18 protein-coding genes and 1 riboswitch are annotated in these 23,766 nt (G+C 71.5%); of the genes, 7 read left to right on the forward strand and 11 right to left on the reverse strand.

Annotation, left to right across the window (positions count from 1 at the left end):
- Positions 1 to 90 precede the first annotated feature (90 nt).
- From AB0D45_RS17575 to AB0D45_RS17615, 9 genes are all read right to left on the reverse strand, one after another.
- Positions 91 to 2,040 (reverse strand): acyl-CoA dehydrogenase family protein, encoded by a 1,950-nt coding sequence (locus AB0D45_RS17575; RefSeq protein WP_362459770.1) that lies wholly within the window; start codon positions 2,038 to 2,040, stop codon positions 91 to 93.
- A 652-nt stretch (positions 2,041 to 2,692) separates the two neighbouring features.
- Positions 2,693 to 3,010 carry a MazG-like family protein gene (locus AB0D45_RS17580; RefSeq protein ID WP_362459773.1) on the reverse strand — a complete coding sequence of 106 codons (318 nt, stop codon included), beginning with the start codon at positions 3,008 to 3,010 and terminating at the stop codon, positions 2,693 to 2,695.
- A gap of 180 nt (positions 3,011 to 3,190) precedes the next feature.
- Entirely contained in the window at positions 3,191 to 4,174 is a 984-nt protein-coding gene (locus AB0D45_RS17585) for a thiopeptide-type bacteriocin biosynthesis protein (RefSeq protein WP_362459776.1), read from the reverse strand.
- A gap of 85 nt (positions 4,175 to 4,259) precedes the next feature.
- Positions 4,260 to 5,453, reverse strand: coding sequence for a lanthionine synthetase C family protein (locus tag AB0D45_RS17590; protein ID WP_362459779.1), 1,194 nt, complete (start codon positions 5,451 to 5,453; stop codon positions 4,260 to 4,262).
- Positions 5,450 to 8,407, reverse strand: coding sequence for a lantibiotic dehydratase (locus AB0D45_RS17595; RefSeq protein WP_362459782.1), 2,958 nt, complete (start codon positions 8,405 to 8,407; stop codon positions 5,450 to 5,452). The genes AB0D45_RS17590 and AB0D45_RS17595 overlap by 4 nt, the downstream gene beginning before the upstream one ends.
- 75 nt (positions 8,408 to 8,482) lie before the next feature.
- The gene (locus AB0D45_RS17600; RefSeq protein WP_361603492.1) at positions 8,483 to 9,982 is read right to left on the reverse strand and encodes a glycoside hydrolase family 3 protein; all 1,500 of its coding nucleotides are present in this window, start codon (positions 9,980 to 9,982) and stop codon (positions 8,483 to 8,485) included.
- A 6-nt stretch (positions 9,983 to 9,988) separates the two neighbouring features.
- Positions 9,989 to 10,825: a carbohydrate ABC transporter permease gene (locus tag AB0D45_RS17605; RefSeq protein WP_361603549.1), complete on the reverse strand. Its 837-nt coding sequence runs from the start codon at positions 10,823 to 10,825 to the stop codon at positions 9,989 to 9,991.
- Positions 10,826 to 10,860: 35 nt separating this feature from the next.
- Positions 10,861 to 11,880: a sugar ABC transporter permease gene (locus AB0D45_RS17610; protein ID WP_362459785.1), complete on the reverse strand. Its 1,020-nt coding sequence runs from the start codon at positions 11,878 to 11,880 to the stop codon at positions 10,861 to 10,863.
- A 129-nt stretch (positions 11,881 to 12,009) separates the two neighbouring features.
- Complete coding sequence (locus AB0D45_RS17615; protein ID WP_361603498.1) at positions 12,010 to 13,296, reverse strand: extracellular solute-binding protein; 1,287 nt, start codon at positions 13,294 to 13,296, stop codon at positions 12,010 to 12,012.
- Between the two features lie 292 nt (positions 13,297 to 13,588).
- Here AB0D45_RS17615 and AB0D45_RS17620 point away from each other — a divergent pair, with 292 nt between their 5' ends.
- From AB0D45_RS17620 to AB0D45_RS17645, 6 genes are all read left to right on the forward strand, one after another.
- Complete coding sequence (locus AB0D45_RS17620) at positions 13,589 to 14,353, forward strand: GntR family transcriptional regulator (RefSeq protein ID WP_007266450.1); 765 nt, start codon at positions 13,589 to 13,591, stop codon at positions 14,351 to 14,353.
- Between the two features lie 129 nt (positions 14,354 to 14,482).
- The gene (locus AB0D45_RS17625; protein WP_362459787.1) at positions 14,483 to 16,714 is read left to right on the forward strand and encodes a carbon starvation CstA family protein; all 2,232 of its coding nucleotides are present in this window, start codon (positions 14,483 to 14,485) and stop codon (positions 16,712 to 16,714) included.
- Positions 16,711 to 16,908: a YbdD/YjiX family protein gene (locus AB0D45_RS17630; RefSeq protein WP_362459789.1), complete on the forward strand. Its 198-nt coding sequence runs from the start codon at positions 16,711 to 16,713 to the stop codon at positions 16,906 to 16,908. Before AB0D45_RS17625 ends, AB0D45_RS17630 begins: the two co-directional genes overlap by 4 nt.
- Positions 16,909 to 17,002: 94 nt before the next feature.
- Complete coding sequence (locus AB0D45_RS17635) at positions 17,003 to 17,497, forward strand: GNAT family N-acetyltransferase (protein WP_361603507.1); 495 nt, start codon at positions 17,003 to 17,005, stop codon at positions 17,495 to 17,497.
- 44 nt (positions 17,498 to 17,541) lie between these two features.
- A riboswitch (cobalamin riboswitch) is annotated at positions 17,542 to 17,651 on the forward strand.
- A 147-nt stretch (positions 17,652 to 17,798) separates the two neighbouring features.
- Positions 17,799 to 20,201: a ribonucleoside-diphosphate reductase subunit alpha gene (locus AB0D45_RS17640; RefSeq protein ID WP_362459857.1), complete on the forward strand. Its 2,403-nt coding sequence runs from the start codon at positions 17,799 to 17,801 to the stop codon at positions 20,199 to 20,201.
- Positions 20,201 to 21,217, forward strand: coding sequence for a ribonucleotide-diphosphate reductase subunit beta (locus AB0D45_RS17645; RefSeq protein WP_361603510.1), 1,017 nt, complete (start codon positions 20,201 to 20,203; stop codon positions 21,215 to 21,217). The genes AB0D45_RS17640 and AB0D45_RS17645 overlap by 1 nt, the downstream gene beginning before the upstream one ends.
- A gap of 72 nt (positions 21,218 to 21,289) precedes the next feature.
- Here the strand turns inward: AB0D45_RS17645 and AB0D45_RS17650 are convergent, their stop codons facing one another.
- Both AB0D45_RS17650 and AB0D45_RS17655 read right to left on the reverse strand, forming a co-directional pair.
- Positions 21,290 to 22,249, reverse strand: a complete 960-nt coding sequence (locus AB0D45_RS17650; RefSeq protein WP_362459792.1) for a hypothetical protein — start codon at positions 22,247 to 22,249, stop codon at positions 21,290 to 21,292.
- Between the two features lie 208 nt (positions 22,250 to 22,457).
- Entirely contained in the window at positions 22,458 to 22,670 is a 213-nt protein-coding gene (locus AB0D45_RS17655) for a hypothetical protein (protein WP_361603516.1), read from the reverse strand.
- A gap of 81 nt (positions 22,671 to 22,751) precedes the next feature.
- On the opposite strand from AB0D45_RS17655, the gene AB0D45_RS17660 reads away from it, so the two are divergent.
- Entirely contained in the window at positions 22,752 to 23,723 is a 972-nt protein-coding gene (locus AB0D45_RS17660) for a helix-turn-helix domain-containing protein (protein ID WP_362459795.1), read from the forward strand.
- Positions 23,724 to 23,766 lie beyond the last annotated feature (43 nt).

The following is a 23,766-nucleotide window of genomic DNA, read 5'->3' on the forward strand; positions in this document are numbered from 1 at the left end:
ACGCCGCACGCCCGCACGCCGTACGGACGTACGGACGTACGCGTACTCCATCCTCGTACATCCGTCCGATCCGCTGCCGATGATGGCAGGTCAGCGCAGGGGGCGGTGCACGTTTTCCCGGGTGGAGGGGCCGGGGGCGGTGTCCGCGATCCACGGGCCGTCGCCCGAGGGGTCGAGCACGCCCTCCTCCAGCCAGGTGTAGGTGCCGCCGAGGACCCCTTCGACGACCTTGCGGTCGAGGTCGTCGGTGTTGGACCACAGGCGTCCGAAGAGCTCCTCGACGCGCAGCCGGGACTGCCGGCAGAAGGCGTCGGCGAGCTGGTAGGCCTCGCGGCCGTGGTCGCCGCTCTCGCGCAGGTGCTCGGCGCGCACGCAGGCCGCGCTCATCGCGAAGAGCTCGGCGCCGATGTCCACGATCCGCCCGAGGAAGCCCTGCTTGGTCTCCATCCGGCCCTGCCAGCGGGACATCGCGTAGAAGGTCGAGCGGGCGAGCTTGCGGGCGCCGCGCTCGACGTAGCGCAGGTGGGTGGCGAGGTCGGGGTGGCCGGCCGGGTGGAACTCCCGGTAGGCGCCGGGCACCTGGCCGGGACCGGCGGCGAGCCTGGGCAGCCAGCGGGCGTAGAAGCCGGCCGCGCGGGCGCCCGCCTTCGCCTTGTCGCCGAGGTCCTTCTCGGGGTCGATGAGGTCGCCGGCGACCGAGAGGTGGGCGTCGACGGCCTCGCGTGCGATCAGCAGGTGCATGATCTCGGTCGAACCCTCGAAGATCCGGTTGATGCGCAGGTCGCGCAGCAGCTGCTCGGCGGGCACGGCCCGTTCGCCGCGCGCGGCCAGGGACTCGGCGGTCTCGAAGCCGCGGCCGCCGCGGATCTGGACCAGCTCGTCGGCCATCAGCCAGGCCATCTCGGAGCCGTAGAGCTTGGCGAGGGCGGCTTCGATGCGGATGTCGTTGCGGTCCTCGTCGGCCATCTGGGAGGCGAGGTCCACCACCGCCTCCAGGGCGAACGTGGTGGCCGCGATGAAGGAGATCTTGGCCCCGACGGCCTCGTGCCGGGCGACGGGACGGCCCCACTGCTCGCGTGCGCCGGACCATTCCCGGGCGATCTTCAGGCACCACTTGCCGGCGCCGACGCACATGGCGGGCAGGGACAGCCTGCCGGTGTTGAGGGTGGTCAGCGCGATCTTCAGCCCGGCCCCCTCGGCGCCGATCCGCTGGGCCGCGGGCACCCGGACCCGGTGGAAGCGGGTGACGCCGTTCTCCAGGCCGCGCAGGCCCATGAAGGCGTTGCGGTGCTCGACGGTGATCCCCGGCGAGTCCGCCTCGACGACGAAGGCGGTGATCCCGCCGCGGTGGTTCTCGCTCCGGGGGACCCTGGCCATGACCACGAGCAGGTCGGCCACCACCCCGTTGGTGGTCCACAGCTTCACCCCGTCGAGGACGTACGTGTCCTCGTCCTCCGGGTCGGGCACGGCGGTGGTCGCCAGGCGCGCCGGGTCGGAGCCCACGTCGGGCTCGGTGAGCAGGAAGGCGCTGATCGCGGTGGTGGCGCAGCGGGGCAGGTAGGTGTCCTTCTGCTCCTTCGTGCCGAACATCTTCAGCGGCTGCGGCACACCGATCGACTGGTGGGCGGAGAGCAGCGCCCCGATGGCGGGGCTGACGGAACCGACGAGGGCGAGCGCCTTGTTGTAGTACACCTGGGTGAGGCCGAGGCCCCCGTACTCGGTGCCGATCTTCATGCCGAGGGCGCCGAGCTGCTTGAGCCCGCGCACCGTCTCGTCGGGGATCCGCGCCTCGCGCTCGATGCGCGGACCGTCGATCTCGTTCTCGCAGAACTCCCGCAGCCGGGCCAGGAAGGCCTCGCCCCGCCGGACGTCCTCGGCGGCGGGGGCGGGATGGGGATGGATCAGGTCGAGCCGGAAGCGTCCGAGGAAGAGCTCCTTGGCGAAGCTGGGCTTGCGCCAGTCCTGCTCGCGGGCCGCTTCCGCGACCTGGCGCGCCTCGCGCTCGGTCACCTTGGGCTGTACGGGCCGTGTTGCCGACATCCGGGTACTCACCTCGCCGCATCGGGGGGACCTACCGATCGGTGCTACCTGTCAGTCGTACCCCTTCCCGGCGCCCGGGAAAATACGGGCGCCTGCAAAAGGGGGACGGCACAAAAGGGGGACGGCCGGAGCCCCCGCACAGTGCGTTCCTCAGACCACCTCTGACCTGCGACGTTGCTCTGACCTGCGCGGATGATTCGCGCATCCGGCCGAATCTTCCGTCACCCGGCCGCATCTTCCGGCTTCCTCGGACGCCCGTGTTCCCGTGGGAACACGGCCGGGAACACGGCCGGGAACAGCTCAGGAGACCCGACACAGTGGTAGGCCCGACGGGTGAACCGCCGGGCCTACCTCGCACCCCGTCAGCTTGCGGAGCATGGAACGGGGGCGACCCGCCGCACCCCCTGCGGGCTGCGGCGAGTTCTGCAACAACGCTTCGGATCTTGTCTGAAACGATGCGCGTAGCACAAGGTCCACATTCCTTTGATTTGATCACTTGATTTGCTCGTGATCTTTGTGGGCATGAACGAACGCGCCCCGCAGCTTCGTCGGAATCTACGAAGCCGCGTCGCCCAGCGCCCTTTGGACCACGTGCCCCACGTGGTGTTCCAGCACCTTCGAGGCACGGACGGGTGAGGTTTGCGGGCCCGGGTCAGCTCAGGTTCAGCCGTTCCAGGAGCCCCTGGACCCGCGCGTCGAGGACCTTCTCGGCCTCCGGGGTGATCGTGGCCAGGGCCACCATGGCGGTCACGATGACGTCACTCAGCTCCTTCTCGACGTCCTGCCAGGTGTTGCTGTGGCCCTTGCGAGGGTTGGCACCAAGGGCGCCGGTGATGGCCTGGGCGGCCTCCCCGAACTCCTCGCCGATCTTGAGGACCCGCAGCAGCTTCACGTCGCCGGCCGCGGCCTGGTCCTCGCTGTCCAGCCACTCCCGCAGCTTGTGGACGCCGTCCCAGGTCATCTTCTCCATGCCTCTCCTTCGTCTTCGTCGTTCTTCGGTGGTGCCGGCGGGCAGGGCAGAACAGCGCCGACGTCAGTTCAGGGGCCTCGGCGGTGCTGGTGACGAGCGGCTCGCTCGCGGTGACGGCCAGGCAGACCGTCAGCGCGGAGTGGCCCGTCAGCCAGTCCTAACGTCAACTGCCGCGTTCTGTTACACCTGCTGCGGGCGGTGGCGGGTTTCCATCACGGTGTGCGTCGCGGCGTGGGCAATGACTGCCTGGGTGCGGGCGGTGAGTCCCAACCGGTTCCAGTGGAAGATCACGTGGTGCCCGAGAACCTGCCGCAGGCCACGTTCGAGGATCCCGGCGGCTGCCGCCTCGCCGAGGGCGCGTCCTGTGGTCTCAAAGGCGTCCAGCCACGGGGCGACGTCTTCCAGTGTGCCGCCGGAGGCCAGGAGGGGGGAGGGATCGGAGTTCATCAGCGTGCGGAGACCGTCGCCGAGTCCGGCAAGCTGCGTGGTCGTCACGTCTGCTGGAAGCGGCCGCAGGCGAGAAACCTTGGCCCAGACGTCGCCCTGCTCGAACCACTCCAGTCCCGCACTGCGGAACAGGGCGCAGAGCAGGAGGACGGACAGTTCGCGGCGGCCCATGGGCGGCTTGGCGTTCTGGATGTGGTCGAGGACGTGTGCGCTGTCGGCGTGGAACAGGGCGTGCGCGATGTCCATGGCGGCCGGGCCGCCGAAGGCCGGAACCTCGGGCTCGTAGATGGTGGGCCACCACCGGCTGATCGTCCGATGTTCCACGAGGACGTCGAGGGCACTGGCGAGAACGTGGCGCAGCCGGTCGGGCCCGTGGGCTCCGGGCAGGGCGCGCAGCCGCCATTGGGGGGCCTTGCGGATGAACCACCAGGGGCCGACGAGCGCGGCCTCTTCGGCGTCTGCAAGCCTTCGGGCAAGGGGCCCGGCCGCATCCTCGCAGCGGCTCCAGTCGGGGAACTCGATACGGACCTGGTACCAGTCGAGCCGGGCGGCCTGCTCGGCGAGGGCATCGCGTCCGGCGGCCCGGTAGAGGGCTACGGCCTCGGCCAGTTCCTCGGGGGCGGTGCCCGTGCGGGCGGCGATGTCCGGGAGCGGCTGTCCGGCAAGGACAGCGAGGACCGCGTCCTCGGTCTGCTGGGAGATGTACGGGGCGTTCATCGGGGGCTGGCGTCCTCTCCGTGGAAGGCGACGGGAAGCATGGGGCTGGCGGATGTGGGCTGGAGCGCCTGCGCCGGCTGGCAGGTCAGTCGATGAGGAGGCACGCGTCCCAAGGGGAGGCGGGTCCCCGGCCGTGGAGTGCGGTGGCCTGGGCGAGGGCTTGGCCGGCGGCGCCTTCGAGAAACGCGGTGTCCTCGAAGGCGTGCTCGCCGGTGAATGCCTCGGCGAGGCGGGCGGCTGCGGTGCCCAGGACGGGCGTCCGAGCGTCTTGGGCGGCCCTCCACACGGTCTGGAACAGACCGGCCGTGCCGTGGCACAGGCCCGCGTCGGTGAGCTGGGCGAGCTGGCGTTCGTCGGCGAGACAGGCGGCCAGGGCGTCTTCGGCGGCCTGCTGGCGGCCGGTGTCGACGGTGGCGATGGCGGCGAGCTGGAGGGCTCGGGTGATCCCCGGGGTGCCGTAGCACCACGATGGCCGCCCGGGGCCGGTCACGTGCGGCCGACCGTCGGCGGCCTCCTCGCGGGTGATCGCTTCCGGCCACCACGGGCCACGATCACCGTGCTGTTGCCACTGATCGAGCCAGGCAGTAACGGTGTCGACGGCTTCGCGCTGCCCGTCTACGACGGCGCCCCGGCGCAGGGCATGGGCGAGGAGGGCGAGGGGGCCGGTGATGCCGTGGGCCATGCCGAAGTTCGCGTGCCCGCCGGGGGTGTAGAGGCGGCGGGGATCGTGGGCACACCACCAGCCCGGCAGTCTCTCGCCGTTCAAGTCCAGCGGGTGGGTCAGGGCGACGAGGTAGGAGAGGACTGCCGCGAGGGCGTCATCGCCGGGGGTGTGGAGGAGCAAGTGCACGCCGATGCCGGTGAGTCCGTGCAGGAGGTCGTACTCGGCGAACGCCGCCGGTTCGCCGCGCCGGATGCGGGCGTGGGCTGCTGCCACGCGCCGGTGTGCGAGGGCGGCGGTGGCCGCGTCGAGCTGGTCGCGGGCCGCTCGGTAGCGGTCCTGTCCGTCGGCCCCCGCCGCGTGCAGGACGAACGCCAAAGCAGGGGCCCCGTAGGTGAGGCAGGCGGAGTCGGCGGCGGTCACCCCTGCACGGGTCGCGGCCGATAGCCACGCCTGGACCGGCTCCCAGCTGCCGGAGCCGGTGAGCGCCCGCTCGATGTGCCACAGGGCCACCCCGGCCGGCCCCTTGGCCAGCGACTGCGCGAGCCCTGGGCCCTGTCCTTCGTCGGGTGCGTGCAGGTGGCGGTATCGGACCTGGAGAACGGTTGCCGCGTTCATGGGCGGGCCTTCCGACGGTGGGTGTGCCCGAGGGCGACGGCGCGGGCAAGGCGGTGGGTGGTCCGCTCGGTTTCGGGGTCGGCGCCGACGGCGCGGAGATTGTGGAGCTGGAGCAGCGCCCGCAGCACGGTCATCGGGGCGCGCTCGGCGGCCAGGGCCTGCCGGTAGGCGGTGAGCGCTTCGGCGCGGGCCGTCCACGCGGCCGTGACAGCGTGCCCGTCCGGCTGGCGGCGCCAGGCGGCATCGGACGCTGTGAGGTCCAGGGTCTGCCGGGACAGCCCGGCGTCGACCGGCCCGCTCTCGCGCGGCAGGTGCGCGGCCATCCAGGACCATCCGTCACTGGGGGTGGGCGCGAAGGCGGTGGCCAGGTCGGTGAGGGAGGCGGCGGTGAGCGCTTCGGCCGGGGTTCCCGTGCACACCGCGTACGTGATCTGGGCGAGCGCGGCGGCGGTGTCGGCCGCGAAGACCCGCTCGGCGCTGTCACGGGCCGGGCCGTGGCCGAAGCGGGCGGTCTGCGGCTGGTGGGTGGTCAGGTCCAGGTGCGTGGCGAGCTGGCGGTGGCGCAGCTCGTCGGCCCAGTCGCCGAGTCGTTCGGCGGCCTGTCCGTATTCGGCCCGGTCGGCGAGCCGCAGGACGAGCGTCAGGTGTGGGTCGTGGGCGTGGTGGCGGGTGAACCACCACAGCGGGGCCGGTTCCCACCCGGCCAGCAGGCGGGGCAGGTGCTCGGTGAGGATCTCTCCCTGCCGGCCGGGGTGCCCGTACAGGCGGGCGCACACCGTGCGGGAGGCGCCGGGTAACTCCGCCACCGGCGCCGGGACGGCGGGCAGGACCGGACCGGCAGTAGTGGGGGCGGTGGTGTGCAGGACGGTGAGGAACTCGTGGGCTCGGCCCATGAACCCGCTTGCGGAAGGTGATGTGGATCCTGTGGCTGGCAAAGGTGCTTCACGCACTTCCACCTCTCGGGTCGTGGCGAGACGGGCCCGCAGCAGCTCCCGGTGCAGCGGCACGTCCAGGTCCAAAGGCAGCCGCATCTCCATCTCCACGAGCACGACCCGGGCCGGGAGGTTCTGCCGGGTGCGCCAGCGGTCGAATGCCTCGTCCCACACGGGCCGCTCGGCGGACGGGCCGGGCAGCTGGTCGGCGGCTAGGAGCCAGCGGGCCGGGGCCAGGGCGGTACGGCCGTGCCGGAGCCGGGGGAGGTAGGGAAGCCGGGAGGCTGCGCCCCAGTCGGGAAGCCGCCAGAAGGTGCGGCGGGCTCCGGCGACTTCGGCGAGGAAACGGGCTAGCGGCGGCGTCAGTACGCGGGGCTCCAGCGCGTGCAGGACGCGGGGCTCGACCAGCTGGCCGGTGGAGGCCAGGATCAGGTAGAAGCGGTGGGCGTCGCAGGTGACTGCGAGGTCGTCCAACGCGATGCTGCCCGGTCCCTGATCGGGCCAGCCAAGCGCGATGGTGTGTTCCAGCAGGTGGGGAACACGGGTGACGTTGGCGCTGCGCCGCCTGCGGGCCGGGAAGACCAGCTGCGCCGGCAGCGGGCCAGGCGGCCCCGCGAGGGCGGTGGCGAGCCGGTCGGCCTCAGGGTCGGGCAGGAGGTCGGCGAACCGTCCGGCCATGGAGGATGCGGGCCGGGCCGCCGAGGTCAGCCACACCTCGAACCGGCCCCGCCGTACCTCGTCCGCGTTGTCGGCGTGGAGCTGGAACGCCATCTCTACGCACGGCGGCGGAACCAGCTCGGCCACGTCCACCACGGCCAGTTTGGCGAGGAGCCCCTCGGTGAGGACCACCTCCCGGGCCCCATCGAGGGCGGCCTGCTGAGCCAGGGTGAGGAGCGCTTCGTCACGGGCGGAGAGCATCCGGGCGGGGGCCGGGCGATCGGCGCCAAGGTAGCCGGAAGGCCAGCCAAGTCCGGCGTCGCCGACCAGCTCGGCCACCGGTACGGCCGCGCCGTCCCCGTACGCCTGCCGGAAGCGCTGGTGGTAGTCCCTCCACGCCGGAAGGCCGGACGGGTACGGCGAGAGCCGTACCAGCACGGACGCGGCGCTCTCGACTTCGGACAGGACCGCCTCGGGGACGGTGATGTGAGCGTCGAGGATGGTGTCCGGCCAGGACGGCGAGGGACCCTCGGTAGCCTGCCCCGTGGGGGCGGGCACCGGTCCGGTGCTGGCCGCAAGAGCGGTCACCGCCCGCACGGCGCCGAGCGGGTCGGTGGCGGTGGCCACCTCGTCCAGAGCCGACAGCAGCAGCCCGTGTTCCAGGAGCTGGGCCAGGAGCCCGCGCACGGTGGCGCTATCGGCATGGGGGAAGTCGACGGAGACGGCCTTGGCCACGTCGGCGAACACGGCAGGGACCGAGGCGGCGGCGAGGGCGGAGCGCACCGGGCCGGTGGCCGCCACCGACACCTCAAGCGGGGCCAGCCCCTCGGCGGGCGTACGGCCGGGCGCGACGATCCGTCCGCCCCGGATGACGAGGGCCGGGTTCGCTGCGACCGGCAGCCGCTCCAGGATCTCGGGGTTGGCGCTGAGCTGGTCGGCGACCGCCCCCAGCCAGGCGGCGTCCGGGCGCAGTACGGCGCGGTGCCCGCTGCCCCAGCGGGCGCTGGGCTGCGCGCCGGTGCGCGCGGGAGCCACGCCGGCGAAGTGCCCGAACGGGGTCGCCCGGCCCTGCCAGCGCAGCAGGTAGGCGGCGGTGGAGTGCACCAGCCGCCGTACCTCTTTCACCCCCGGCGAGTCAGCGGCCAGCACGGCGGCGGTCTGCGCGGCCAGGCCAGAGCTCGCGGTTTCGAGCGCCTGGCGGGCCTGCGGGTGTTCCCAGACAGCCGCCAACCAGGTCAGGCCGCGATCGGCGGCCCCGGGCCCGGACAGGTCTACGTCCGCTTCCGGGACGCCGGTCCCGGGATGCGTGGTGGCCCGCACCAACAGGGCCCCCGTGTGCCGGTACAGCCGCGCTCCGCCTGCCATGACCTTTGCCCCCTCACTGTCGTCGTGGTGCCGCCGGGGCCCCCCCCCCGGGGGGCCCGGCCTTCTCCCGTCCGCCTACCGCCCGGCGATGACCTCGGCGGCGGCCCGGCCGCACACGCGGGAGGCCCCGTGCGTGGCGATGTACAGCGCCCCGCGCGGCTCGGCGCGCGGCAGGCCCATCTCCACGACCACCGTGTCCGGCCTGGCCGCGACCAGCGCGTCGAGGATCCGCGTCATCCAGGGGTGGCGGTGCGCGTCGCGGACCACCGCGACGACCGTCCGGTCCCCCGCGGCCGCCAGCACGTCGGCGGCGGCGCAGCCCTCGGGGTAGACGCCCGCGACGGTCCCCGGCACCAGCTCGGCCAGCTCCGCGGCCACCCCCCACGGCGTCTCGTCGCCCACCGCGATGTTCGCGACGGGCGCGAGCGTGGCGACGTACGGCATGGACACCGCGGCCCGCCGGCCCGTGACGGCCAGTGCGCGGCGGGCCGCCGTGAGGCCGATGCCGGACGCGCCGCTCCCCTCCCGCGGCGCGTCCGGCCGGGACCGGCTGGTCCACTCGGCGAGGGCGCGCACCCGGGCGGCGGCGTCGGCGAGCCGCTCCTCCGGGAGCACGCCCTCGCGTACGGCGGCGACCAGTGCGTCGCGCAGGCGCAGCACGGTCGCCTCGTCGGCGAGGCCGCCGCCGACGCAGATGGCGTCGGCGCCGGCGGCGATGGCGAGCACCGAGCCGCGCTCGATGCCGTACGTCCCGGCGATGGCGTTCATCTCCATGCCGTCGGTGACGATGAGGCCCTCGTAGCCGAGCTCCTTGCGCAGCAGGCCGGTGAGGATCTGCGGGCTGAGGGTGGCGGGGCGGGACGGGTCGAGGGCGGGCACCAGGATGTGGGCGCTCATCACGGCCTTGGTGCCGGCCTCGACGGCCGCCTTGAACGGGATCAGCTCGCGGGCCTGGAGGGTGTCCAGGTCCGCGTCGATGCGGGGCAGCGCGTGGTGCGAGTCGACGTTGGTGTCGCCGTGGCCCGGGAAGTGCTTGGTGCACGCGGCGACGCCGGCGGCCTGGAGCCCCTCGACGTACGCGGCGGTGTGCCGGGCGGCGAGCGCGGTGTCGGCGCCGAAGGAGCGGACGCCGATGACCGGGTTGTCGGGGTTGGAGTTGACGTCCGCGGACGGGGCCCAGTTGAGGTTGACCCCGCACTCGGCGAGGCGGCGGCCCAGCTCGCGGGCGACGTCGCGGGTCAGGGCGGTGTCGTCGACGGAGCCGAGCGCCAGGTTCCCGGGGAAGGAGGAGCCGCCGCGGACCTCCAGGCGGGTGACGTCGCCGCCCTCCTCGTCGATGGCGACGAGCACGTCGTCCCGTACGTCCCTCAGCTGCGCGGTGAGCGCGGCGAGCTGTTCGGGCGAGTCGATGTTGCGGCCGAACAGGCCGACCGAGGCGAGGCCTTCGCCGACCCGGCGCAGCAGCCAGGCGGGGGCGGTGGTGCCCTCGAAGCCGGGCTGGAGGACGGCGAGGGCGTCGCGGGTCAGGGCGTCGTCGGAACCGGACGCCGTGGCGCGGTGCGCAAGGACTGTCATGGGCCGTTATCCCTTCACGGCGCCGGCGGTCATGCCGCCGACGGCCTTGCGCTGGAGGAAGATGAAGATCACCAGGACCGGGAGGGCGAAGAGCGAGGAGGCGGCCATGGTGGCGCCCCAGTCGTTGCCGAACGCGGTCTTGAACTGGGTCAGCCACAGCGGGAGGGTCTGCGCGGCCTTGTCCTTGTTGAGGATCAGGACCATCGCGAACTCGTTCCAGGCCGTGATGAACCCGAAGAGCGAGGTGGACATCAGCCCGGGGGCCAGCAGCGGGAAGATCACCTTGCGGAAGGCCTGGCCGCGGGTGCAGCCGTCGATCTGCGCGGCCTCCTCCAGGGTCACCGGGACGGCGGCGATGAAGCCGCGCAGGGTCCAGATGGTGAAGGGGAGGACCATCGCGAAGTAGATGGCGGTCAGCAGCGGGAGGCTGTTCAGCGTCTCGGCGTCGCGGGCGATCATGTACATCGCGATGACCATGACCTCCCAGGGGGCCATCTGGGCCATCATCACGCCGAGGACCAGGCCCTTGCGGCCCTTGAACTTCATCCGGGCGATGGCGAAGCTCGCGGCCAGGGCGACGAGCAGGGCCAGCAGGACGGCTCCGACGGTGACGACGATGCTGTTGGTGACGTACGTCCAGAAGAGGTCGACGCCGGTGGCCTTGGTGAAGTTGTCCAGGGTGGGGGTGAAGACGAAGACCGGGTCCTTGGTGAGGATCTCGCTGTTCGGCTTGAGGGCCGAGGAGAACATCCAGTAGACCGGGAAGACGAAGACGAGGGCGAGGAGCAGCGCGCCCAGGTTCTTGACGACGGCCGCGGGGCGCACCGGCCGGCGGGTGCGCAGCTGCTGCGCGGACTTGTTCGGGGCGGTGGTCGTGCTCACTGCTCCTCCTCCTGCTTCAGGATCAGGCGGAAGTAGAAGGACATGACGACCACGAGGATCAGGATCGTCAGGACGGAGATCGCGGCGGCGAGGCCGTAGTGGGCCTGGCTCTGGCCCTCGACGTAGGCGAAGACGGGGAGGATCTCGGAGGCGCGGTCGGGGCCGCCCTTGTTCATCGCGTAGACCTGGGTGAAGGCCTTGAAGACCCAGATCACCTCGAGGAAGGTGGTGACCAGGAAGAACGGCTTGAGGTTGGGGAAGACGACCTTCCAGAAGGTCTGCCAGCCGTTGGCGCCGTCCATGCGGGCGGCCTCGTACAGCTCGGCGCCGACCGTGGTGAGACCGGCGTACATGTTGAGGGCGACGAAGGGGATCGAGCCCCAGACCACGAGGACGGTGACGATCGTCAGGGTGGACAGGCCGCTCTCGAACCAGTTGTGCTGCTCGTAGCCGGAGAAGCCGGCCGTGCGCATGACCCAGTTCATGATGCCGAACTGCTCGTCGAACAGCCAGTAGAAGACCTGCACGGAGGCGACGATGGGCATGGCCCAGGCCATCACCAGCGCCATCGACAGGACCAGGCGCATCCACTTGCCCAGCCGGTTCAGCAGGATGCCGACGAGGCTGCCGATCACCATGATCAGGACGACGTTGGCGAAGGTGAAGGCGAAGCTGCGGACGACGACGGTCCAGAAGGCGGAGTCGGTGAGCAGCTGGGTGTAGTTGGCGAAGCCCGCGAACGGGTACTTCCGCTGGATGAACTCGATCTTGTTGATGTCCTGGAAGGACAGGATCACGTTCTTGATCAGCGGGTACAGCAGGAGGACCGCGAGGCCGGCCACCGCCGGCAGCACCAGCAGGTAGGGCAGCCACCCCGAGGGGAGCGGCTTCCTGCCCCCGCGAGGAGGCGTGTCACCGGGGCCGGTCTTGGCGGCGGGCACCTCCGGCCGCCCGGCGGACGTGGGTGGTGCGTCCTGTGGAGCGCTGGTCGTCGCTCCCTGGGAGTGCACGGTCATGGCTTGGCTTCCTCGCGGTTGACTGTGGAGTCAAATGCGCGACCGGGGGCGCGGCGGGCGGCTGGGCGCCTGCCGCACCCCCCGGTGCGTTCACACTGCTGGGCTGTGCGGGTACTGCGGGCGGGGCTGTTACTTGTTGATGCGGTTCGCGATTTCCTTGTCCGCGTCCGCGCCGGCCTTGGCGGCGTCCTCACCCTTCAGGACCTTGGTCATGAACTCCTTGATGGGGTTCGGCTCGGTCTCGACGTTCGCCCAGCCCGCGGTCACCGGGGTGATCTTGCCGTTGAGGCCGGCCTTGGCCATGGCCTCGGCGAAGGAGCCCGCGGCCGGGGTGAAGTTGGCGCCGACCTGGTTGGGCAGCAGCGCGCCCTTGACCTCGGCGGCGTACTTGGTCATCTGGTCCTTGCCGGTGGCGAGGGCCAGCCACTCCTTGGCGAGCTCCTTGTTCTTGGAGCGCTCGGCCACGGCGAGGTTCGAGCCGCCGAGGAAGACGGTGCCGGACTTGTCGGCCGTCTTGCCCGGGATCGGGAAGTAGCCGAAGTCGGCTTCCTTGCCGGCGTCCTTCAGGGCCTTCTCGGCACCGCCGGCCTCCCAGCCGAGACCGATCCAGGAGGCGACGCCGCCCTTGGGGACGATGTCGGTGGACTGCTGCGGGGTGGCCTCGTCCTTGTCCTTGGGGGCGGTGGAGAAGGACTGGAGCTTCTTGTAGAAGTCCATCGCGGAGGCGGCCTGCGGGGTGGACAGCTGGCCCTTCCACTTGCCGCCGTCCTTGACGGCGAGGTCGCCGCCCTCGTCCCAGATGAAGCCGGCGAGGATGTACCAGCTCTGGCCGGGGAGGTAGATCGGCTGCGTGGACGGGTCGGCGGCCTTCAGCTTCTCCAGGCCGGCCACCCACTCGTCGCGGGTCTTCGGCGGGGTGACGCCGGCCTTCTCGAAGGCCTTCTTGTCGTAGACGACGACGCGGTTGGCGGCGTACCAGGGGGCGGAGTAGAGCTTGCCCTCGACCTCGGCCGAGGCGAGCATGCTCTTCTGCCAGGCGTCGGCGCCGAGCTTGGCCTTGTCCTTGGTCAGGTCGGCGAGGCCGCCGGTGACCGCATAACCGGCGGTCTGGGTGTTGCCGAGCTCGAGGACGTCCGGCGGGGTGTTCTCGGAGAGGGCCGTGGTGACCTTCTCCTGGATGCCCGTCCACTTCTGCTCCTCGACCTTGACCGTGACACCGGGGTGCTTGGCCGAGAACTCCTGGTTGACCTGCTCGATCCACGCCTTGGGTGCGGAGCCGTCCATCACCCAGACGGTGATCTCCTTGGCGCCACCCGACGCGTCGGCCTTCGGCTTGTCGTCGCCGCCATTGCCGCACGCCGCGACTCCGACCATCATGCCCACGACACCGACCGCCGCAATGAGCTTGCGCTTCACGCCACCCTCCTCAGGGATGCTGCTGCACTTCCCTCGCCCGCCGCGGTGACGTACGTACCGAGTACTGACCGTCGGGCCGGGATCCGATCCATATTGGTGTAGACCAGTAACCGGGAGCTTGGCCTAGACCTTTAGGGGTGTCAAGGGTCTAATGAGCAGGCGCTCGGTCCGTTATCGGACCGACACCTGGGGGAGGGAGGAGGCCTGCCCTCCCGCCCGTGTCACCATGTGACCGCACATATCGGAGGAGCCGGTGACGGCAGCGAAACTGGAGTCGGGAAGGCGGGCGGCGATGGCCACCGAAGGGGCGACCACGGAGCCGGAAGGCGGGCCGGCCACTCGAACGGCACGTGTCCCCAAGTACTACCGACTCAAGCGGCACTTGCTCGACATGACCGAGACGCTCCCGCCGGGCACCCCCGTACCGCCCGAGCGCACGCTGGCGGCCGAGTTCGACACCTCCCGGACCACCGTCCGCCAAGCCCTCCAGGAGCTGGTGGTCGAGGGCCGGCTGGAACGCATCCAGGGCAAGGGCACCTTCGTCGCCAAGCCCAAGGTCTCCCAGCCGCTCCAACTCTCCTCCTACACCGAGGACATGCGGGCCCAGGGGCTGGAACCCACCTCCCAGCTCCTGGACATCGGCTACGTCACCGCCGACGACACCCTCGCCGGCCTGCTCAAGATCGCGACCGGCGGGCGGGTCCTGCGCATCGAGCGGCTGCGCCTCGCCAGCGGCGAGCCGATGGCCATCGAGACCACGCACCTGTCCGCCAAGCGCTTCCCCGCGCTGCGGCGTTCCCTCGTCAAGTACACCTCGCTGTACACCGCCCTCGCGGAGGTGTACGACGTGCGCCTCGCCGAGGCCGAGGAGACCATCGAGACCTCCCTCGCCACCCCGCGCGAGGCCGGGCTGCTCGGCACCGACGTCGGCCTGCCGATGCTGATGCTCTCCCGGCACTCGCTGGACGCCGACGGAGAACCGGTCGAATGGGTGCGATCGGTATATCGCGGCGACCGTTACAAGTTCGTAGCCCGTCTCCAGCGACCTGCTACGTGATCACCTGTTGACTGCCCCCGACCCTCGGTAGACGCTCGTACCGCTATACGGACGGGGGCTTACTTCCACCGGTCAAGCCCCCGTAGATTCCGTGCGCTTACGCAGGTGATCAACGAGGGGACGAGGATCATGCCGGAACCGGGAGCAACAGGGACAGAAGTGGCGAGTCAAGGCTCCGGGCCGGGCTCGCCGCCTCCGTCGGGCAGACTCACGCCGCAGTCGGTCGCCCTCTGGGTGGGCGTGGCCCTCGTCGGGGCCCTCGGCTGGGGCGTGCTGGCGCTGTCACGCGGTGAGGAGATCTCGGCCGCCTGGCTGCTCGCCGCCGCGCTGGGCTCGTACGCCATCGGCTACCGCTTCTACGCGCGGTTCATCGCCCACCGCGTCCTGAAGGTCGACAAGACGCGGGCCACCCCCGCCGAACGCCTCGACAACGGTGTCGACTTCCACCCCACCGACCGGCGCGTGCTCTTCGGGCACCACTTCGCCGCCGTCGCCGGCGCCGGCCCGCTGGTCGGCCCGGTGCTCGCGGCGCAGATGGGCTACCTGCCGGGCACCATCTGGATCGTCGCGGGCGTCATCTTCGCCGGCGCCGTCCAGGACATGGTGACCCTGTTCTTCTCCACCCGGCGCGACGGCCGTTCGCTCGGCCAGATGGCCCGCGACGAGATCGGCCCCGTCGGCGGGGCCGCCGCCCTCGTCGCCGTGTTCGTCATCATGGTCATCCTGCTGGCGGTGCTGGCGCTGGTCATCGTCAACGCCCTGGCGCACTCCCCCTGGGGTGTCTTCTCCATCGGCATGACCATCCCGATCGCCCTGTTCATGGGCGTCTACCTGCGCGTCCTGCGCCCGGGGCGGGTCACCGAGGTCTCCGTCATCGGCGTCGCGCTGCTCCTGCTCGCCATCGTCGCGGGCGGCTGGGTCGCCGACTCCTCCTGGGCGAGCACCTTCACCCTGGAGAAGGAGACGCTGGTCATCTGGATGATCGTGTACGGCTTCGTCGCCTCGGTGCTGCCCGTGTGGCTGCTGCTGGCCCCCCGCGACTACCTGTCGACCTTCATGAAGGTCGGCACCATCGCGCTGATGGCGATCGGCGTGGTCCTCGCGATGCCGACGCTGAAGATGCCCGCGGTCACCGACTTCGCCTCGCGCGGGGACGGCCCGGTCTTCGCCGGCTCCATGTTCCCCTTCGTCTTCATCACCATCGCCTGCGGGGCGCTGTCCGGCTTCCACGCCCTCGTCTCCTCGGGCACCACCCCGAAGATGATCCAGAAGGAGACCCAGGTCCGGGTCATCGGCTACGGGGCCATGCTCACCGAGTCCTTCGTGGCCGTCATGGCGGTGATCGCGGCGAGCATCATCGAGCCGGGCCTGTTCTTCGCGGTGAACTCCCCCGGCGGCGTCATCGGCACGACCGTCCAGACCGCCTCGGAGGCCGTGACGAACTTCGGCTTCGCCATCTCCCCCGACGCCCTCGCGCAGGCCGCGAAGGACGTCGAGGAGACCAGCCTGCTGTCCCGTACGGGCGGTGCGCCGACCTTCGCACTCGGGATGTCGGAGATCTTCTCGTCCGTCATCGGCGGCTCCGGGATGAAGGCGTTCTGGTACCACTTCGCCATCATGTTCGAGGCCCTGTTCATCCTGACCACCGTCGACGCGGGCACCCGCGTCGGCCGGTTCATGCTCCAGGACACCCTCGGCAACGTGCACAGGTCCTTCAAGGACGTCAGCTGGAAGCCGGGCGTCTGGCTGGCCAGCGCGGTCGTCGTCGGCGGCTGGGGCTACTTCCTGTGGGTCGGCGTCAAGGACCCGCTGGGCGGCATCAACCAGCTCTTCCCGCTGTTCGGCATCGCGAACCAGCTGCTGGCGGCGGTCGCGCTGGCCGTCTGCACCACGCTGCTGGTCAAGTCCGGGCGGCTCAAGTGGGCCTGGGTCACGGCCGTTCCGCTGGCCTGGGACGTGGCCGTCACCCTCACCGCCAGCTACCAGAAGGTCTTCTCCGAGGACGTGAAGGTCGGCTTCTTCGCGCAGCGCGACAAGTACCAGGCCGGCATCGACGCCGGGAAGGTGCTGCCGCCCGCCAAGAACATGGACGAGATGCACACCGTGGTCACCAACGCCACGGTCGACGGCGTCCTGTCGGTGCTGTTCGCGGTCCTGATCGTCATCGTGCTGCTGGACGCGGCCCGGACCTGCTTCAGGGCCGTCACCCACCCCGAGTCGGTGCGCCTGTCCGAGGTGCCGTGGACCGAGTCGAAGATCATCGCCCCGGCCGGGCTCATCGCGACGGCCGAGGAGAAGGCCGAGCTCGCGGCCGCCGGCCTCGACGGGGGCGGCGGCCGGGCCAAGGAGCCGGTCGCGTGAGCGGGGTGCGCGGGGCGCTGGCGAAGGCCCGGTTCTTCGTACGGGAGTTCTCCGGCGAGGCCGCGTACGACCGGTACGTCGCGCACGCCCGCTCCCACGACCCGGACGCCGAGGTCATGACCCGCCGCGCCTTCGAGCGGGCCCGCACGGACGCCCGCGAGGCGGACCCCCGCGAGGGCTTCCGCTGCTGCTGAGGAACCCGAAGGGCCCCGCCGGACCTCCGGCGGGGCCCTTCGGCGTGGAAAAGGCCTTCGCCACACCGGTGCGGTCTCGCGCACACTCGGTGGCATGGACTTCGAGATCAGAACGGCCAGGACGGACGAGTACGAGCGGCTCGGCGAGGTCATCGGCGCGGCCTACACCGGGGACGGGCTGCTCGACCAGAACGAGGACGACACCTACCTGAACGTGCTGCGCGACGTCGCCGGTCGGGCCGGCGAGGGGGAGGTGCTCGTCGCCGTGCAGGACGGGCGGGTGCTCGGCGGGGTGACGTTCGCCGCACCCGGGAGCCCTCTCGCGGACGTGGCCGGCCCGCGCGAGGCCGAGTTCCGGATGCTCGCGGTGGCTCCCGAGGCGCGCGGCAAGGGCGTCGGGGAGGCCCTCGTACGGGCCTGCGCCGAGCGGGCCGGGGCGCTGGGGGTCACGGCCCTGGTGCTGTCCACGCAGCCGGCCATGCTGGGCGCCCGGCGGATCTACGAGCGGCTGGGCTTCGTACGGACTCCGGAGCTCGACTGGTCGCCGATCCCGGCCCTGAAACTGCTGACCTACCGTCTGGAGCTGTAGCCGCTCGGACACAACATGTGGGGGGTCGCGCATCGAGCGCCCCCCACATGTATGCTCATGCTCGCTGTCGCCGCAGGGGAATCCGGTGCGAATCCGGAACTGTCCCGCAACGGTATGAGAAGTCCGAGGACCTGCCGACAGTGCGCCCGGCTCGACCGAACCGGGTGCCGACACGTCCGGGTCTCGCGGTTGGGCCGGTGGACGCCGTGCGGTGTGACGCGTTCCGGCGCGCCCGCACGCGCCTCCCCGCGCCCCGAGCCGCCGACGACCGGGCCGAGTGAGGGAGAGCTCCCCCGTGACCATCGCGCCCGCCGCACCGCGCGCCGAGTCCGACCAGCCCACTGAGCGCAACGGATCCGGCGAAGGCCCGGGGGCCGCGCTGCTGCGTACTCTCACGGAGCTGACCGCCGACCTCCCCGACACCGACCCCGGCCGGGTCGCCGCCGCCGCCCTGCGCGGCCGCAGCGCCGCCGCCGACGAGGCCGAGCTGCGCGCCCTGGCCACCGAGGCCGCGGCCGGCCTGATCTCCGAGGACCCCGCCTACTCCCGCCTCGCCGCCCGCCTGCTGACGCTGGCCGTGGCCGACGAGGCCGCCGGCCAGGGCGCCACCTCCTTCGCCGAGTCCGTCGCCGTCGGCCACCGCGAGGGCCTGATCGCCGACCGCACCGCCGAGTTCGTCGCCGCCCATGCCGCCCGCCTCGACGCCCTGGTCGACGACGCCCTCGCCGAGGGCGCGGACGACCGCTTCGGCTTCTTCGGCCTGCGCACCCTGCACAGCCGCTACCTGCTGCGCCACCCGATCACCCGCCAGGTGATCGAGACCCCGCAGCACTTCATGCTGCGCGTCGCCTGCGGCCTCGCCGCCGACGGGAGCGCCGCGGCCGTCGAGGAAGTGGCCTCGCTGTACCGGCTGATGAGCCGCCTCGACTACCTGCCGTCCTCCCCCACGCTCTTCAACTCCGGCACCCGCCACCCGCAGATGTCCTCCTGCTACCTGCTGGACTCCCCGCTGGACGAGCTGGACTCGATCTACGACCGCTACCACCAGGTCGCCCGCCTCTCCAAGCACGCCGGCGGCATCGGCCTCTCGTACTCGCGCATCCGCGCCCGCGGTTCCCTGATCCGCGGCACCAACGGCCACTCCAACGGCATCGTCCCGTTCCTGAAGACCCTCGACGCCTCCGTCGCCGCCGTGAACCAGGGCGGCCGCCGCAAGGGCGCCGCCGCCGTCTACCTGGAGACCTGGCACGCGGACATCGAGGAGTTCCTGGAGCTGCGCGACAACACCGGTGAGGACCAGCGCCGTACGCACAACCTCAACCTCGCGCACTGGATCCCTGACGAGTTCATGCGCCGCGTGAACGCCGACGCCGACTGGTCGCTGTTCTCCCCGGCCGACGTCCCCGAGCTGGTGGACCTGTACGGCGATGAGTTCGACGCCGCCTACCTCAAGGCCGAGGCGGCGGGCCTCGCCAAGAAGACCATGCCGGCCCGCGACCTGTACGGCCGCATGATGCGCACCCTCGCGCAGACCGGCCAGGGGTGGATGACCTTCAAGGACGCCTCCAACCGGACCGCGAACCAGACCGCGCTGCCCGGCACGGTCGTCCACTCCTCCAACCTGTGCACCGAGATCATCGAGGTCACCAACGACGGCGAGACGGCCGTCTGCAACCTCGGCTCGGTCAACCTCGGCGCGTTCGTCGCCGACGGGGAGATGGACTGGGAGCGCCTGGACGAGACCGTCCGCACGGCCGTGACCTTCCTCGACCGCGTGGTCGACATCAACTTCTACCCGACCGAGCAGGCCGGCCGCTCCAACGCCAGGTGGCGTCCGGTGGGCCTGGGCGCGATGGGCCTCCAGGACGTCTTCTTCAAGCTGCGGCTGCCCTTCGACTCGGCCGGGGCGAAGGCCCTGTCCACGAAGATCGCCGAGCGGATCATGCTGGCCGCGTACGAGGCCTCCTGCGACCTCGCCGAGCGCAGCGGCCCGCTCCCCGCCTGGTCCGAGACCCGCACCGCGCAGGGCGTCCTGCACCCCGACCACTACGGCGTCGAACCCGCCTGGCCCGAGCGCTGGGACGCCCTGCGCGCCCGGATCGCGAAGACCGGCATGCGCAACTCCCTGCTCCTCGCGATCGCCCCGACGGCGACGATCGCCTCGATCGCGGGCGTGTACGAGTGCATCGAGCCGCAGGTCTCCAACCTCTTCAAGCGCGAGACCCTCAGCGGGGAGTTCCTCCAGGTCAACGGCTACCTGGTGGAGGACCTCAAGAAGCTCGGCGTGTGGGACGCGCAGACCCGCGAGGCGCTGCGCGACTCCTCCGGCTCCGTCCAGGGCTTCGGCTGGATCCCGGCGGAGGTCCGCGAGCTGTACCGCACGGCGTGGGAGATCCCGCAGCGCGGTCTGATCGACATGGCGGCGGCCCGTACGCCGTACCTGGACCAGTCCCAGTCGCTGAACCTGTTCCTGGAGACGCCGACCATCGGGAAGCTGTCCTCGATGTACGCGTACGCCTGGAAGCAGGGCCTGAAGACCACGTACTACCTGCGCTCGCGCCCGGCGACGAAGATCGCCCGCGCCGCGTCCGGGGCCGCCGCCGTCCCGGCGGCCGCGACCCCCGCCCAGCTGCCCCAGGCCCTCGACGCCGAGGCGCTGGCCTGCTCCCTTGAGAACCCCGAGTCCTGCGAGGCCTGCCAGTAATGAGCTCCAACGACCAGAAGAACCTTCTCGACCCGGGCTTCGAGCTGACCCTGCGCCCGATGCGCTACCCGGACTTCTACGAGCGCTACCGGGACGCGATCAAGAACACCTGGACGGTGGAGGAGGTCGACCTCCACTCCGACGTCGCCGACCTCGCGAAGCTGACGCCGGCCGAGCAGCACATGATCGGCCGTCTGGTCGCGTTCTTCGCGACGGGCGACTCGATCGTCTCGAACAACCTGGTGCTGACGCTGTACAAGCACATCAACTCCCCGGAGGCGCGCCTGTACCTGTCGCGCCAGCTGTTCGAGGAGGCCGTGCACGTCCAGTTCTACCTGACGCTGCTCGACACCTACCTGCCCGACCCGGACGACCGCGCGGCGGCCTTCGACGCGGTCGAGGAGATCCCCTCCATCCGCGAGAAGGCGCAGTTCTGCTTCAAGTGGATGGACTCGGTCGAGAAGATCGAGCGGCTGGAGACGGCCGCCGACCGCCGCCGCTTCCTGCTGAACCTGATCTGCTTCGCCGCGTGCATCGAGGGCCTGTTCTTCTACGGCGCGTTCGCGTACGTGTACTGGTTCCGCTCGCGCGGCCTGCTGCACGGTCTGGCGACGGGCACGAACTGGGTGTTCCGCGACGAGACGATGCACATGAACTTCGCGTTCGAGGTCGTGGACACCGTCCGCAAGGAGGAGCCGGAGCTCTTCGACGACGCCCTCCAGCAGCAGGTCACCGACATGCTGAAGGAGGCCGTCGAGGCGGAGCTGCAGTTCGGCCGCGACCTGTGCGGTGACGGCCTCCCGGGGATGAACACCGAATCGATGCGCGAGTACCTGGAGTGCGTCGCCGACCAGCGCCTGGTCCGCCTGGGCTTCCCGCCGGTGTACGGCTCGCAGAACCCGTTCTCGTTCATGGAGCTCCAGGGCGTCCAGGAGCTGACGAACTTCTTCGAGCGCCGCCCGTCGGCCTACCAGGTCGCCGTCGAGGGCACGGTCGACCTGGACGAGGACTTCTAGGCCTCGGCCGCCGTCCGGTGTGCGGACGTCCCCGCCCGTGGGTCACGGGCGGGGACGTCGTGCCGTGCGGTGCTACTTCTTGCAGGTGACGCTGGCGCTCGCCTGCCCCGTCTTCCCCTGCGAGGGGCCGCTGTCGACGACGAACTTCTGGCTGACCGTGGCCGTCGCGGACCCGGCCGGAACGGCCGCCTGGTCGGTGACCGTCTTGGTCCCGTCCCCTGCGAACTCGACGGTCCCGGACACCTTTCCGGAGGTCCGCTCCCAGTGGTACCGGACCGTGCCGGTGCCGGAACCGACCAGGGTGGCGGTGAACCGGATGCCCTGGGCGCAGTCGGCCTCGCCGCTCGCCGGATCGGCCTTGACCTGGAGCTGGCTGACGACGACGTTGCGGGAGGCGTTGCCCTTGCGCCTGTCCTCCTCGCCCTCCTTCTTGCCCACCTTGCCGCCCTTGGCCTTGCCCTCCTTGAAGCCTTCCTCGTAACCCACCTTGTAGCCGTCCGCGAAGCCCTTGTCCTGCACGGCCTTGCACTCGTCGGCGGTCAGTCCGGGCCGCTTCTTGACGGCGTCGTCGTAGCTCTTGCGGTAGGTGTCCGCGAAGCCGTCCTCCCGGCCGTCCTTGAGCCCCTCCGTACGGCCCAGCCGGTACCCGGTGGTCTCGGCCTTCGCCCCGTCGCAGGCGGACGGCGCATCGATGATCGTGCAGGTGGTCGCGCGCCCGCCCGGTTCCAGCCCCTCCTTGGCGAAGAAGCCCACTCCGGCGCCGGGGGCGCCCTGGTCGGGGCGCAGGCCCACCGAGTAGGTGCCGTCGGCGGGGACCGTGCCGCCGCCGATGGGCTGGCCGTTGCGGTAGAAGTTGACGGCCTTGCCGGGTTCGAAGCCGGATCCCGAGATCAGGTAGTTCGACCCGTTGGGCCTGATGCTGCACTCCACGGCGGGAGCCGCCGCGGCGCTCGTCCAGGCGGTCAGGGGCCCTATCGCCAGGGCCGTCACCACGGGCACGATGCCGAGGGCCGTACGGCGTCTGCGGAGCATCGTCTCGCCTCCTTGCGCTGAGGAGTCTGCGGCGATGTCCACGCGGGATCGAGGTCGGCGGCATCTCCGCTCGGTCGGACGGCTCGGCCGGGGCAGCCGGAGGGAGCGGGAAGCGGGAATTCCCGGGCCTGCGGCCGGTGTCGGTGGTGCCGCCCTCTCTCCATGCTGGCCCGGCCCGGGGGCGGTGTCGACCGCAGGCGGACCCCGCTCAGTGCGCGACGCGGCCCCGCCGCCAGGCGGTGGAGCGGGTGCCGGCCCGGTGGGGAGCGGCTGCGGGGCGGGGCGTCGCCGCCGAGCGCTCGCGGGCCGCCGCGGCGAGCTGACGCGCAGTGCGGCGGTCGTGCAGGGCTCCGTACAGGGCGGGGGCGAGGAGGAGGGCGGCCACGGCGAGGACGGTGAGGTAGTCGAGGAACGTGTTCATGACTCCAAGATCGCCCCGGCCGCCGGAACCGGACAGTGGCAGGACTGTCATGAAGGAGCGAATTACTGCCACACTGGTGCCATGCTGAAGAACGTGGCCGTGGCGCTCGTCGACGGAGTGACGCCCTTCGAGTTCGGGATCTTCTGCGAGGTCTTCGGGATCGACCGTGGCGACCAGGGGCTGCCCGTGTACGACTTCGCCGTCTGCGCCGCCGAGGAGGGCCCGCTGACCATGGCGGACGTCGGCTTCACCATCACACCGCCGTTCGGGCTGGAACGGCTGGAGGAGGCCGACCTGATCTGCCTGCCCGCCGACCGCCGGGCGCCGGTACGGGACGACTACCCCGAGCCCTTCCTCGACGTCCTGCGCCGGGCCGTGGACCGGGGCGCGCGGGTGCTCAGCGTGTGCAGCGGCGCCTTCGTGCTCGGCGCCGCCGGGCTGCTGGACGGGCGGCGCTGCACCACCCACTGGCTGCACGCTCCGGCGCTGATCCGCCGTTACCCCGCGGCCCTGGTCGACCCGGACGTGCTCTACGTCGACGAGGGGCCGGTGATCACCGCCGCCGGGACCGCCTCGGGCATCGACGCCTGCCTGCACGTGGTCCGCCAGGCGCACGGCGCCGAGGTGGCCAACACCATCGCCCGGCGGATGGTCGTACCGCCCCACCGCGACGGCGGCCAGGCCCAGTACATCCAGCGGCCGCTCCCCCGCACCGCCTGCGACACGGTCGGCGAGGTGATCGGCTGGACGGCCCGGCACCTGGACGAGGAGATCACCGTCGAGCAGCTGGCGGAGCGGGCCCACATGTCGCCCCGGACCTTCGCCCGCCGCTTCCTCCAGGAGACGGGGACCACCCCCTACCAGTGGGTGCTGCGCCAGCGGGTGCTGCTGGCCCAGGAGTTGCTGGAGTCCACCGACGACACGGTCGACGCCATCGCGGGCCGCAGCGGCTTCGGCAACGCGGCGGCCCTGCGCCACCACTTCCTGCGGACCCTGGGCACCACCCCGAACGCCTTCCGCCGCGCCTTCCGCGGCCCCCGCGCGGTGGCCTGACCCACGGGGCCCCAACGGCCGGTGGGAGTTCGCGACTTGACAT

The organism is Streptomyces sp. NPDC048352, assembly GCF_040651895.1.
In the GTDB taxonomy this organism is placed as follows: domain Bacteria; phylum Actinomycetota; class Actinomycetes; order Streptomycetales; family Streptomycetaceae; genus Streptomyces.

Bases quoted from the DNA above. Each gene is read 5' to 3' on its own strand.
- AB0D45_RS17575 (WP_362459770.1), bottom strand. From the start codon at position 2,040: ATGTCGGCAACACGGCCCGTACAGCCCAAGGTGACCGAGCGCGAGGCG.
- AB0D45_RS17580 (WP_362459773.1), bottom strand. From the start codon at position 3,010: ATGGAGAAGATGACCTGGGACGGCGTCCACAAGCTGCGGGAGTGGCTG.
- AB0D45_RS17585 (WP_362459776.1), bottom strand. From the start codon at position 4,174: ATGAACGCCCCGTACATCTCCCAGCAGACCGAGGACGCGGTCCTCGCT.
- AB0D45_RS17590 (WP_362459779.1), bottom strand. From the start codon at position 5,453: ATGAACGCGGCAACCGTTCTCCAGGTCCGATACCGCCACCTGCACGCA.
- AB0D45_RS17595 (WP_362459782.1), bottom strand. From the start codon at position 8,407: ATGGCAGGCGGAGCGCGGCTGTACCGGCACACGGGGGCCCTGTTGGTG.
- AB0D45_RS17600 (WP_361603492.1), bottom strand. From the start codon at position 9,982: ATGACAGTCCTTGCGCACCGCGCCACGGCGTCCGGTTCCGACGACGCC.
- AB0D45_RS17610 (WP_362459785.1), bottom strand. From the start codon at position 11,880: ATGACCGTGCACTCCCAGGGAGCGACGACCAGCGCTCCACAGGACGCA.
- AB0D45_RS17620 (WP_007266450.1), top strand. From the start codon at position 13,589: ATGGCCACCGAAGGGGCGACCACGGAGCCGGAAGGCGGGCCGGCCACT.
- AB0D45_RS17625 (WP_362459787.1), top strand. From the start codon at position 14,483: ATGCCGGAACCGGGAGCAACAGGGACAGAAGTGGCGAGTCAAGGCTCC.
- AB0D45_RS17635 (WP_361603507.1), top strand. From the start codon at position 17,003: ATGGACTTCGAGATCAGAACGGCCAGGACGGACGAGTACGAGCGGCTC.
- AB0D45_RS17645 (WP_361603510.1), top strand. From the start codon at position 20,201: ATGAGCTCCAACGACCAGAAGAACCTTCTCGACCCGGGCTTCGAGCTG.
- AB0D45_RS17650 (WP_362459792.1), bottom strand. From the start codon at position 22,249: ATGCTCCGCAGACGCCGTACGGCCCTCGGCATCGTGCCCGTGGTGACG.
- AB0D45_RS17655 (WP_361603516.1), bottom strand. From the start codon at position 22,670: ATGAACACGTTCCTCGACTACCTCACCGTCCTCGCCGTGGCCGCCCTC.
- AB0D45_RS17660 (WP_362459795.1), top strand. From the start codon at position 22,752: ATGCTGAAGAACGTGGCCGTGGCGCTCGTCGACGGAGTGACGCCCTTC.